The organism is Maribacter sp. (genome assembly GCF_016744255.1).
Lineage (GTDB): Bacteria > Bacteroidota > Bacteroidia > Flavobacteriales > Flavobacteriaceae > Maribacter_B.
Window position 1 is genome coordinate 1 of record NZ_JADGES010000091.1, and the last position, 13782, is coordinate 13782.

Consider the following 13782-nt stretch of genomic DNA (forward strand, 5'->3'; position numbering starts at 1 on the left):
TGTACAAGGGGTTCTTTTTTGAAAATCAATATATTTAGGCCGTAAAACCTGTAAAATGGCTAGATTTTATGTGCCCTGAATTTATTTAGGACAGGATTAGTATCGAACATAACTTATATTAAAACAGATAGCGGGCATAATTATCTAGCTTCGATAAAAAATTATTTAAAGAAAATGTCCCTGCCAAAAGCTCATACATCATCTCGATAGAGGCTTACTATATTGCTACCCTACCTATGCCCTATTTACAGAATAAAATGAATTAAATTTTAAAGATAACAGAACAATACTCCCTTATAAAATTACAGTTGCAGAAAGAATCAATAGAACTTTAAAACATGAACATGCTTTAAAAGAAACCAATTAAAAACACCAAATTAGCTCAAAAAATAACTAAAAAAGCTATCTTTCATTTACAGCAATAGAAGAACCCGTTGGAGCCTAGATTTAAACATCCTTGGACAGGTACACTTAAATTAAAATGTTCCATACAAACTTATATAAAAAACAAAATAGGATTATTAATCTTTTAACCCTTAAAAAGGGCAACCTATTTCAGGACAAGACAAAAGAAAATTAAATAATTTAAAACATAATGGAAAAACGAAAATTAGGATCTAGCGGGTTGGAGGTTTCTGCCCTTGGGCTTGGCTGTTGGGGAATGAGTTCTGGCTACGGAAAACCAAAAGACAAAAAAGAAATGATAACTCTTATTCGTAAAGCTGTCGAAATGGGTATCACATTTTTCGATACCGCTGAAGAGTATGGACCATTTATCAACGAACAACTTCTTGGAGAAGCCTTAGTCCCTTTCAAAGGAAAAGTTGTGATTGCAACAAAATTTGGTTTTGCTCCATCTAAAAATAATGCCTCAAAATGGAGTGAATTGGATAGCCGTCCTGAACATATCAGAGAAGTTGCTGAAGCCTCTTTAAAAAGACTTAAGGTTGATGCAATTGACATATTCTATCAGCACCGTGTTGATTTGAAAGTTCCAATTGAAGATGTTGCAGGCACAGTGAAAGACTTAATTAAAGAAGGCAAGGTGAAACACTTTGGATTATGTGAGGCGGGGGTAAATACAATTCGCAAGGCACATACCATTCAACCCATAACAGCTCTTCAAAGTGAATATTCTCTTTGGACACGAAATCCAGAAAAGGAAATTTTTCCAATTCTTGAAGAACTTGGAATTGGGTTTGTTCCTTTTAGTCCTTTAGGAAGAGGGTTCTTGACTGGGAAAATAAATGAAAACACAAAGTTTGAAAGCACCGATTTCCGTAGCGCACTACCGCGTTTTACGCAAGAAGCTTTGAAAGCCAATCAATCTTTGGTTGATTTACTCACTAGAATAGCAAAAAGAAAAAATGCAACGCCTGCACAAATTGCGCTAGCATGGCTTTTAGCTAAAAAACCGTGGATTGTTCCTATTCCAGGTACTACTAAGATAAATCGCTTGACCGAAAACAACGGAGCGATATCAATTATACTTACCGAAAATGAATTACAAGAGATTGAAGTTTCTTCAACACAAATTAAAGTGGTAGGTCAACGTTATCCGGAAAATATTTTGAAAATGACTGGACGATAAAACAACGAACCGCTAATAAAACACTACTCTGAAAGACCCAACGATGAGTCGGTGTTGAACCACACCCTAATAATACAGTGGAATTTAGTTCTATGTACTTATCGACAATTTTACATTTTTCCTATTGATTTTCAGCGAATTAAGATGTTTTTAAATGACACCTAATTAGGAACATAGAAAGACAAGTGTAAGAAGCTAGTAAAATAATCAGAAATCAGGGTATCACGGAATAACTGATGTGCAACGACAAAAAATTTTAGATTTTTTACAAAGTACAATTTATTATTAGTCTAAGAATAGAAGAGACGAATGGTTTACCGCACGAAATTTATTAGGTAGAGATAATTTCTATTGGGAAAGCAAAACTATTGCTGTAGTTTTCGTGAACTATGACCTTTTAATTTTTTAACAATATTACTAATATCTTAAGATGGACGATACTCGATATACACTATTATCCTTGAAACTATATGACCATTTATCCTTCGTTCTAGCATAAATTAAAGGTGATTTTTTTTAGAAACTAAAGCGAAATGCAATAAAGTGCATATTTTTAACTACTTCTGAGAACAATAAAATTATTTAGAGAAATCACTTAATTAGTTGAATTTGTAAATAAAAACACATAACACCGACTATAATTAATTGAATTTAAAATGTTAATATCAAACTCCACATTACAAAGAGTATAACATTTAGTTTTATTTTTTGTAGATTTAAATCAAATGTTCATTTGATAGAACTCGACCGATTAATCGCCTAAAACCAACCTCAAAATGAAAACTGTTATCAAGTTTGCTTTGCTTTGTTTATTAATATTCTGCATACCTTTTAATTTAAGTGCACAAGAAGAATCCAAAAATCCGTTAAACGGATTAGAATTTAGAAATATTGGCCCAGCAATGACCTCAGGTAGAATAGCCGATATCGCCATTCATCCTAAAAATGAAAACATTTGGTATGTGGCCGTTGGTTCTGGTGGTGTCTGGAAAACTACTAATTCTGGAACTACTTGGAAAGCTCTATTCGACAAACAAAAAGTATATTCTATTGGTTGTGTGACCATTGACCCTAATAATACTCATACCGTATGGGTAGGAACTGGCGAAAATGTTGGAGGACGACATGCTGGCTTTGGTGATGGTATATATGTAAGTCATGACGATGGCAAGACTTGGAAGAATATGGGATTGAAAAATTCTGAACACTTATCAAAAATTATTGTGCACCCAACCAATCCAGATATAGTCTGGGTAGCTTCTCAAGGACCACTTTGGAATAAAGGAGGAGAGCGTGGCGTTTATAAAACTATAGATGGTGGAAAAACTTGGAAACGTACATTAGGAGATGCGGCATGGGTTGGTGCAACTGATATGCTTATCGACCCGAATAATCCAAATGTATTATATGCCGCTACATGGCAAAGACACAGAACAGTAGCGGGTTATTTAGGTGGTGGGCCAGGATCTGGTCTTCATAAAAGTACTGATGGTGGAGAAACATGGAGATCCCTTAAAAATGGTATTCCGAAATCAAATCTTGGTAAAACCGGATTAGCAATGTCTCCCTTCAATTCTGATGTTATCTATGCAGCTCTTGAGTTAGATAGAACAAAAGGCGGTGTGTATATGACAACAAATGGCGGAGAATCTTGGACAAAACAATCAGATGCTGTTGCAGGTGGCACTGGACCTCACTATTACCAAGAATTGATAGCTTCACCACATCACGAAGGAACACTTTATTTTATGAATAATAGCGCCTTGATTTCAAAAGATCACGGAAAAACCTTCACTAATATGAGTCGGTCAAATCAACATAGTGACAGCCATGCATTGGTTTTTAAGAAGTCTGACCCTAATTACTTATTAATTGGTACAGATGGTGGTTTATATGAAAGTTTTGATGGTACAAAAAGTTGGAAATATGTAAGAAACTTGCCCATTACCCAATATTTTAAAATTGCAGTAGATGATGCTGAACCTTTTTACAATATTTATGGTGGTACGCAAGATAATGGATCACATGGCGGTCCGTCAAGAACTATTAGTTCTGATGGTATTGCAAGTGCAGATTGGTGGAAAACGCTTGGGGCAGATGGTGCTCAGACCGCTACTGAGCCAGGAAATCCAGACATTACTTATGGTGAGTTTCAAGAAGGCGCTTTATGGAGAATAGACAGCAAAACAAGAGAAAGTGTATTTATTCAACCACAAGCAAGAGCGGGGGATCCTTATGAAAGATTTAATTGGGATGCTCCAATTGTAGTAAGCTCACATAATCCGAAAAGATTGTATTTTGCTTCGCAACGTGTTTGGAAATCAGAAAACAGAGGAGATGGTTGGGAACCAATTTCAGGAGACCTAACCTTGAATCAAGAAAGAATGACTTTCCCCTATTACGGTAAATCGCAAAGTTGGGATAATGCTTGGGATGTAGGCGCAATGTCAAATTACAATACAATTACCTCATTATCAGAATCCCCCAAGCAAGAAGGTTTAATTTACGCCGGTACCGATGATGGTCTCATTCAAGTAACAGAAGACGGAGGCGCTAATTGGAGAAAATTCACTTTGAATGCTATAAAAGGAGTGCCTGCTACACCTTTTGTAAATGATGTTCGTGCAGATCTTTTTGATGCGAGTGTTGTGTATGCAGCTTTGGATAATCACAAATACGGTGACTATAAACCCTACATTATTAAAAGTAATGATAAAGGAAAAACTTGGTCTTTAATTAATGGCGACCTGCCAAATAAGTTACTGATATGGCGATTGGTACAAGATCACATAAAGAAAAGTTTAATGTTTGCCGCTACGGAATTTGGCGTATACGTGACTACTAATGGAGGTAAAAATTGGGTAGAATTAGAAGGTGGGATGCCAACAATTCCAATTCGAGATATTACAATACAAAGACGTGAAAACGATTTGGTTGCGGGATCATTCGGTAGAGGCATATTCATTTTAGACGATATCTCACCATTACGTGATTATAATGCAAGTATGAATTCCACTGAAGCAAAGCTATTTCCTGTCAAACCAGTTCAGTGGTATCAAGAATCTAGTAGAGTTGGCAGTCAGGGGGATGCTGAGTGGATTGCAAAAAATCCACCTTTCGGTGCTAATTTCACCTATTTTATGGCAGATAAAATCAAATCTAAAAAAGACATCAGAAAAGAAAAGGAGAAAAAAGGAACTGCTAAATTCCCTGGCTGGGATGCTCTTGAAGAAGAAAGTAGACAAGATGAACCATCAATAGTTTTAGTTATTAAAGATGCAAATGAGAATGTAGTTAATACCGTGAAGGGCACAAACAAAAAAGGCTTTAACCGTGTGAGTTGGAATTTAAGTTATCCGAGTAAAAGTGGAGAACGATTACAAGTTCCAAAAAGTCGACGTGATTTTAATATAGGCGGCGTAATGGTTACTCCTGGAAATTACACAGTGACTTTAGTTAAACGCGTTGATGGCGCAAATACTGTTTTACAAGGTCCAGAGTCCTTCAAAGTAGAACCATTGTTTGATGGGGCTTTACCTAGAAAATCATTTAAAGAAATGGATGCGTTTAGAGATGCTACCTTTGTATTCCAACAAGACTTAACGGCTACTAATATTGCATTATCAACAAGTCTACAAACTGTAGACGCAATGTTAAGAGCTTTAAATAAAGCAACGTCGCCTTCTGATGATTTGTATAAACGATTAAATAATGCTAAAAACACATTATTAAATATTGAAAAAGAGTTTCTTGGAGATAAAATTAAAGGGGAAATTGGTGAGCGTTCAAACCCTACTGCAAGTGATGGAAATTCAATAAGCTGGAGAACTTTAGGAAATACATACGGACCCACAGATGAACATAAAGGTTTCTTAAATCGTGTTCAAAATCAACTCAAGAAGGTAAAAGCTAAATTGCTACCTATTATCAATTCAACACTTCCAGAACTTAAAAGTGACTTGAAGAAAACTGGAGCACCTTGGATAGAAGGACAAGGATTAATTAAAAATTAAACCATATTTCAGGACGAAACATAAAAAATGATACTTATAGACAACCCATATATTTCAGATTTTCTAGTTAAAACTATTAAAGAAAATAATTTTGAAATTATTTCTACTAAAGAAGCGAGGTCATTGATTAATGATGATTCTATGAATTGGATTTCTGAAAATGATGCGAAGAATAAAATTCTAAACAGTCCAAACCCTCTTATTTACACAAATTCTGAGAACTCATTAACGTGGATTTTCAATAATCTAAAAGAAACTAACCTACCTGACCAAATAAGATTATTTAAGGACAAACTTAAATTTAGAGAACTAACTAAAGATATGTTTCCTAATTTTCTGTTTAGAGAAATTAAAATAGATGACATCCAAACTTTAGATATTGATGAATTAAAACTGCCATTTGTTATTAAGCCTTCATTAGGTTTTTTTAGTATTGGAGTACATATTGTTCGTAACAAGTCTGAGTGGTATACAGCTCAAAAAGAATTAAACTATGACAATCTAAAAAGCATTTACCCCAAAGAGGTCATGGATGCTTCTACTTTTATTATAGAAGAATACATAGAAGGAGAAGAATTTGCTATAGATGCCTATTTTAATAATAATGGAGAAGTAGTTATTCTAAATATTCTACATCATATGTTTTCTTCAAGTACTGATGTAAGTGATAGGGTTTACTCTACTTCTCAAAGCATAATTCGAAAATACAAAGAAAGCGTTGAAGCATTTTTAAAACCCATAGGAAAAAAAGCTGATTTGAAAAATTTTCCTTTACATGTAGAGGTTAGAATTGATGAAAAAGGAATAATAAAACCAATAGAAATAAACCCACAACGATTTGGAGGGTGGTGTACGACGGGAGACCTTTCTTGGTATGCATTTAAGTTTAATTCATACCAATATTTCATTCAAAATAAAAAACCGAATTGGGATGAAATTTTTAAAAATAAGAAAGATGAAATTTATAGCATTATTTTATTAAACAATAATTCAGGTGTTAAACCATCAGAAATCTCTCATTTTGATTTTGATATGCTTCAACAAGATTTAGAAAATATTTTAGTTATCAGAAAATTAGATTTTAATAAATACCCAACATTTGGAATCTTATTTACAGAAACAAATGAAGGAAATGAAAAAGAACTAAAAGCAATACTAAATTCTGATTTAAGTAAATATATTAGAAAATAGAAATTACTAAGGCTGATGGTTCAAAAATAGGCACTTGCGGACTTTATAACAGAGATGGAATCGATATCGGGTTTGGTCTTTTACCTCAATTGAAGGATTGGGGTATACTTATAAGTCAGCACACAGATTAATGAGAGCTGTATTTGAAGAATTTAAATTTTTCATTAAATCTGGGTTAAATAATAATTATTTATCGAACTTTAAGGTGCCCTAAAAAAGGGATGCCTACAAACCCATTGGAGCTTAGATTTAAATACCCCTGGGCAGGTACACTTAAATTAAAATGTTCCACACAAACTTGTATAAAAAAAGAAAATAGGATTATTAATCTTTATAAACACTAAAAAGAGCAACCTATTTTAGGACAATAGACAATGAATAAACTTAAGATTATTACAACTTTTGCTATACTTTTTTTATGTATAAGCTCATGCAAAGTAACTGAGAAAAAAGAACCTCTAAACATAGAAGAACTTACCATTACTGCTATTCATAAAGCATATGAAGAAGGTAAATACAACAGCCAAGATTTAGTCAGGGCGTATATATCTGCCATTAATACTACTAATGATAAGATTAATGCCATCACAATGATCAATCCAAATGCAGAGAATACTGCGCGAGCTCTTGATGAAGAATACCAGAAGACAAAAGTATTGCGCTCACTTCATGGTATTCCAATTATCATAAAAGATAATATTAACATTTCTGGACTCCCAACCACTGCTGGAGCCTTTGCCCTTCAAGATTTTGTTCCGGAAGAAGATGCTTTTGTAATTAATAAACTAGTAGAAGCTGGGGCTATTATTCTAGCAAAATCCAATATGGCTGAATGGGCCTTTTCTGCAATGCACACAGAAAGCTCCACAAATGGTACTACATTAAATCCATATAATCTCGATTTCGTTCCTGCTGGTTCAAGCGGTGGAACGGCGGCATCTATTGCTTCTAACTTTGCACTTGGAGGTTTGGGTACTGATACTGGCAATTCTATTCGAGGACCTTCATCTCATAATGCATTAGTAGGGTTTAGAACTACACTTGGGTTAATCAGTAGAGAAGGTATTGTCCCTTTATTTTTAAGAAATGATGTGGTCGGCCCCATGTGCCGTACAGTCGAAGATGCTACCAAAATTATGGAAATAATGGTTGGTGTAGATTCAAAAGATCCTATTACTAAAAATTCTAAAAATAAAACACCTAAAAATTATAGGCAATTTTTAGATAAGAATGGCTTAAAAGGTGCTAGAATAGGTGTGCTAAGAGAATTAAGTGATTACGAAATAGACTCCGATATAAAAGTTTTATTTGAAAAAGCAATTTTAGATTTAGATTCATTAGGTGCGGTAATCATTGATCCCGTTGTAATTCCTGATTTTAATACGCTAAAACAAAACCAATGGTGTGCTACCTTTCGTACCGATGTGGAATCCTTCTTGGCTACTTATGTAAAAAGAGATACAATTAAAACTTTGGAAGATATTATTAGAATTGGCACAACTTCTGAATATTCGAAAGAACAATTATTAGAGAGTACAACAGCCATAGGAAGATGGGGAGATTCCGATGCTGAATGTTTAGACGTCTACCATGACTCAAACAGAATTTCTTTTCGAGAAGCCATAGAAACTGTTATGGATTCATTAAACTTACATGCCATTATCTATCCATCTTGGAATAACAAACCTGCCCATTTTGACCACTTTCAAGAAGAGTATAGAGGAGATAATAGCCAAGTCATTGCTCCACACACCGGACAACCTGCTTTTACAGTTCCGATGGGTTTTAGTCCTGGTAATCTGCCAGCAGGACTTCAGTTTCTCGGAAAAATGTACGACGAAGCCACATTAATAAAATTAACTTATTCATACGAACAAGGTACAAAACATAGGAATCCACCACAACTTAACAATGCCTATAACTAATGTGGAGTTTGGTGTTAAATCCTAATATGTGTAATTTTATAAGGTCGTCAAGTCTGTTTGATTTGACATTTTAAAGAACAAAAAATAAAACAAAAATATTCGGCTTAAAACGAAAATCTTTACTTACTCTCCGCACTAACTTTAGCCCAGCCGTTGGTACTCGTTAAAAAACAGAAATAAATGAAAAAAATAATCTTCTATCTATTCATCGCAACTCTTACAATTAGCTGTAAAAACAAGACAATTGCCTATAATGACCCAATCCCAGAATACGACAGTTTAACTATCTCTTCAAAATATGTAGATGAAGACCGAGTAATTAATGTTTGGACACCACCAACTTATAAACAGGTAAGTGATAGTTTCCCTGTTCTTTATATGCCTGATGGAGGAATTAAAGAAGACTTTCCACACATAGCAAACACATTAGCAAAATTGTTAGAAGATAAAAAAATACCACCATTTATCTTGGTTGGAATAGAAAACACAGAGAGAGGTAGAGATTTAACCGGCTTTTCGGAGGCAGAATACGACAAACAGTTTTGTCCTGTAACCGATGGAGCTAAAAACTTTAGAGCTTTTATTTCCGAAGAGTTGATACCTAAAATAAATAGAAAATACAGAACTCAAAATAAAAAGGGAATTATTGGAGAATCTCTCGGAGGGCTTTTCGTTATGGAAACGTTCTTTACAAAACCTAAGACATTCGATTTTTATATTGCAATGGATCCTTCTCTTTGGTGGAATAATCAATATTTGGCAAAAAACGCAGATTCATTATTAGCCAAATTTCCAGAAAAAGAAATAAAACTTTGGTTTACTGGTTCAAGTGCAGAAGATATTTCCCAAGTTACAAGAAGTGTCGAGAAAACTTTTCAAAATAATCCTCCTAAAAGGGTTACTTGGAAATATTCAGATGAGCCAAACGAAAAACACAATACAATTTTCAGAGCTACAAAAGAAAAAGCACTGATTTGGACATTAAATAAATAGTATACAAACTTAGAATGGCTATAATTAATTGTTTGTTCTTGCTTACTTCTGAAAATTCTCAAGGATTTTCAGTTTGGTATATACTTGTTAAGTTAAGTGTTAACCCACGCAACTATTTATAAATTAGGCGTTGTGTTCCAATAGATAAAAACTAAAATATGTAAAAATGAAAGCCTCAATACGCAGAAAATATGGTGCATCAAGTAAAATAACAATTGAGAATATTGAAAAACCTATTCCGAAAGACAATGAAGTACTAATTAAAGTTTATGCTACTACAGTTAATAGAACAGATTGTGCAATCCTCACAGCTCAACCATTTATAATGCGCTTTATATTAGGTTTTTTTAAGCCTAAAAAAATAATACTAGGAACTGATTTTGCTGGTAAAGTTGTGGCCGTTGGGAAAAACATCAAGTCTTCTATTACAAACGATAAAGTATTTGGCTTTGCTGACACAGGATTAGAATCGCAAGCGGAATATATAGCGTTAACACCAAAAGAACATTTGTTTAGCATACCAGAAAACATTGATTATAAACAAGCTGCTGCAAGTTTGGAAGGAGCTCATTATGCTTATACTTTCATCCATAAAGTAAACATCCAGTCTGGACAAAAAATTCTTATTAATGGAGCATCTGGAGGAATTGGTTCTGCTCTCCTCCAATTTGTTAAGCAGTATAATGTCAAAATAACAGCTACTTGTAATACAAAAAATTTAAAATTGATAAAATCTTTGGGTGCTGATAAAATTTATGATTATACCAAAGAAAATTTCACAGTCGATGAAGACAAATATGACTTTATATTTGATACTGTAGGCAAAAGTACATTTAGAAAATGCAAACCATTATTAAAAGAAAAAGGCATTTATATATCCTCAGAGTTAGGTGCTTACTCCCAAAATTTATTTTATGCAATCACAACTTCAATTTCAAAAAATAAAAAAGTAATCTTTCCTTTACCATATAGCACGCAGAAAACCATACCTTATATTATGGATCTTTTGAAAAAAGGAAAGTTTATACCTGTAATAGACCGAGAATATTCATTGGAAGATATATCCAAAGCTTATGAATATGTAATTACGGGAGAGAAAACAGGAAACGTTATAATCAATATTTGAATACAAATTCAGCTAAGTGTATATCCAAATAGTTAGTGTCTTTTTATCTGCTACGTTTTACACACAAAATCGTTGTTCAGCATTATAAAAAACTTATATGTACTAAAGAAGGATTACATATTGAGATGCTTTTAAAATAAAAAAGACCAAAACTTACATAGCTAAAAATCTAAATAAGTAAAACGCTACAATCTCTAGAGAAGTTAATAAATGGCTCCAAAATAAAACGGATAAATACAGTGCTGATTTGGCTATTTGGAATACCAAAGAGGAGCTCCTAAAAGAAGTAATGGATTTTAAACTAAAATTTGTAGCTTAGGCTAACTAAAAAATAACAACGCTTGTTGCGTTAGAACTTTGAATACAGCATCTTACTCATATAAAAATAATTATGACAAAAAAATTATTATACTTACTTACTTTTCTTTGTTGTATATCTTGTTCTATAAATACTAAAGAATCTTCTTCTCTTAACAATATTGGAGTTCCTTTAGATATGGCAGATTATCGAAGTACACAAGTACAAGATGTTGTGTACCATTTATCGTTTAACATTCCAAAAGAAAAAGAGCTTCCTATAGCTGCCAACCTTGTTTTGGAAACAACTATAAAGGACTTATCCCAACCACTTTATTTAGATTTTAAAGAACAGTCACCCGCTTTACAAAGCTTAATCGTCAATAAAAAAACAATTGCTATTACTCATAATAAAGAGCATATTATAATTCCTAAAGAATCATTACAATTGGGATTAAATACTATAGAAATTGAGTTTACTGCTGGTGAATTATCTTTAAACAGAAATACTAATTATCTCTATACATTATTAGTGCCTGATCGTGCTAGAACATTATTCCCTTGTTTTGATCAACCAAATATTAAAGCAAATTATAAACTTAGTATTACGGCTCCAAAAAATTGGGAGGTACTATGCGGAGCCCCTATTGAAACAAAAGAAACGCATGATGTAACAACAACCTATCACTTTGGAAAATCTGATAAAATGAGCACATACTTATTCTCGTTTGTTGCTGGCGAGTTTACAACAGTTACATCTAAAGAAACAAATCGTTCCATGAATATGCTCTACAGGGAGACCAATGAAGAAAAGATTACTACCAGTACAGCTACTATTTTTAAATTACACCAGTCTTCTTTAGACTTTTTAGAAAGCTACACCCAATATAATTTTCCATTTCAAAAGTTTGATTTTGCAACAATCCCAGGTTTTCAATATGGAGGAATGGAACATACAGGTGCTATACAATATAGAGAATCTAGTTTATTTTTAGATAAAAGTGCTACTCGCTCACAAGAATTATCTAGAGCAAAACTTATTGCTCATGAAACGGCACATATGTGGTTTGGAAATCTAGTGACTATGCAATGGTTTAATGATGTATGGATGAAAGAAGTATTTGCTAATTTTATGGCAGATAAAATTGTAAACCCTGTTTTTACAGACATAAATCATGACCTACAGTTTTTAACCTCACATTACCCAAGAGCCTATGGTGTAGACCGTACACTAGGTACAAATGCAATTCGCCAAGAATTAGACAATCTTAATAATGCAGGATCACTTTACGGAAGTATTATCTATAATAAAGCCCCTATTATGATGCGCCAACTAGAGTTAGCATTAGGAAAAACGAGCTTTAAAGAAGGTATTAGAGAATATATTACCACCTATGCAAATAGTAATGCAGACTGGAATGCACTAATAACTATTCTTGATAAAAAATCAAATCTTGATTTAAAAAATTGGAGTGATGTATGGGTTAACTCTAAAGGAAGACCTGTATTTTCTGAAGATATTCAATTAGATGATGCTAATAAAATTAAACATTTTACGCTTACTCAAAAAGCAGAAGATGGTTCATCAAAGTTTTGGCCTCAATCTTTTGAGATTAGTCTCGTATACCTAGATAAAATCGTCACAATTCCAGTGCTAAGTAATGCAAAAAGCATCGAAATAACTCAGGCCATTGGAGCATCTAAGCCTCTATACATACTATATAATAGCAATGGGTATGGATATGGTGTATTTCCTGTTAGTAAGGCAGCTATAACACAAACCTCTTCCATAAAAGAAGAAATATCGAGAGCTCATTCCTATCTAAACATCTATGAAAACACGCTTAACGGAACACTTAATAATACTATCGCCTTTGAGAATCTTAAAATAGGATTAGAGACAGAGCCTAATGAACTAATATTAAAAATGATCTCTAGACAATTAACGAATCTTTATTGGAATTCATTTACACAGGAACAACGCTTTACACACCAACTCGAATTAGAAAAAATAATCTATAAAAGACTGCAAAAATCCGAGTCAAAAGACATTAAAAAATCGCTCTTTGCAACTTATAAATCTGTTGCACATTCTAAGTCTGGAATCGGGAGATTATATAAGATTTGGAATAAAGAAGAAACAATAGACAATCTTATTTTAAACAAAGATAATTACACCAATTTGGCGCAGCAATTAGCATTATTCGGCCATCCTAAAGCGAAAGAGATATTAGCAAAATCCAAATCAGAGCTTACCAATCCTGATAAAATAAAACGTTTTGATTTTTTAGAACCTGCATTAGATTCTGATCCAGCAATAAGAACCGCTTATTTTAAATCATTTAAAAATCCTAAGAACAGAGAAAAAGAAAATTGGGTACAAATAGCTTGCTCATATATTCATCATCCGTTACAACAAAACGAAGGAATAAAAAGTGTAGGAATGAGTCTAGAACTTCTTGAAGAAATCCAGGAAACAGGGGATATTTTTTTTCCCCTAGGATGGTTAAATAGTACAATAGGCAGGTATACTTCAAAAGAGGCGTATCTTATGGTCGAAGATTATACCAATTCGCACCCAACACTGGATGAAAGCCTAAAGAAAAAGCTATTGCAAGCTACAGATAATCTATACAGAAAACAGGG

7 protein-coding genes are annotated in these 13782 nt (G+C 33.4%); all 7 read left to right on the forward strand.

The window, feature by feature from the left end; genetic code table 11:
• Positions 1 to 595: 595 nt before the first annotated feature.
• Positions 596 to 1591 (forward strand): aldo/keto reductase, encoded by a 996-nt coding sequence (locus QZZ51_RS13345; RefSeq protein ID WP_291870481.1) that lies wholly within the window; start codon positions 596 to 598, stop codon positions 1589 to 1591.
• Between the two features lie 776 nt (positions 1592 to 2367).
• Positions 2368 to 5604, forward strand: a complete 3237-nt coding sequence (locus QZZ51_RS13350; protein WP_291870483.1) for a glycosyl hydrolase — start codon at positions 2368 to 2370, stop codon at positions 5602 to 5604.
• 27 nt (positions 5605 to 5631) lie between these two features.
• Positions 5632 to 6795, forward strand: coding sequence for an ATP-grasp domain-containing protein (locus QZZ51_RS13355; protein WP_291870485.1), 1164 nt, complete (start codon positions 5632 to 5634; stop codon positions 6793 to 6795).
• Between the two features lie 374 nt (positions 6796 to 7169).
• On the forward strand, positions 7170 to 8720 hold the full coding sequence (locus QZZ51_RS13360; protein WP_291870487.1) for an amidase family protein: 1551 nt from the start codon (positions 7170 to 7172) through the stop codon (positions 8718 to 8720).
• Positions 8721 to 8900: 180 nt separating this feature from the next.
• Positions 8901 to 9713 (forward strand): alpha/beta hydrolase-fold protein, encoded by an 813-nt coding sequence (locus tag QZZ51_RS13365; RefSeq protein WP_291870489.1) that lies wholly within the window; start codon positions 8901 to 8903, stop codon positions 9711 to 9713.
• 166 nt (positions 9714 to 9879) lie between these two features.
• On the forward strand, positions 9880 to 10839 hold the full coding sequence (locus QZZ51_RS13370; protein ID WP_291870491.1) for an NAD(P)-dependent alcohol dehydrogenase: 960 nt from the start codon (positions 9880 to 9882) through the stop codon (positions 10837 to 10839).
• A gap of 391 nt (positions 10840 to 11230) precedes the next feature.
• Positions 11231 to 13782, forward strand: a 2552-nt coding sequence (locus QZZ51_RS13375; protein WP_291870493.1) for a M1 family aminopeptidase, incomplete at its 3' end; no start/stop codon positions are given.

Coding starts and splice junctions, on each gene's coding strand:
- QZZ51_RS13345 (WP_291870481.1), top strand. CDS start 596: ATGGAAAAACGAAAATTAGGATCTAGCGGGTTGGAGGTTTCTGCCCTT.
- QZZ51_RS13350 (WP_291870483.1), top strand. CDS start 2,368: ATGAAAACTGTTATCAAGTTTGCTTTGCTTTGTTTATTAATATTCTGC.
- QZZ51_RS13355 (WP_291870485.1), top strand. CDS start 5,632: ATGATACTTATAGACAACCCATATATTTCAGATTTTCTAGTTAAAACT.
- QZZ51_RS13360 (WP_291870487.1), top strand. CDS start 7,170: ATGAATAAACTTAAGATTATTACAACTTTTGCTATACTTTTTTTATGT.
- QZZ51_RS13365 (WP_291870489.1), top strand. CDS start 8,901: ATGAAAAAAATAATCTTCTATCTATTCATCGCAACTCTTACAATTAGC.
- QZZ51_RS13370 (WP_291870491.1), top strand. CDS start 9,880: ATGAAAGCCTCAATACGCAGAAAATATGGTGCATCAAGTAAAATAACA.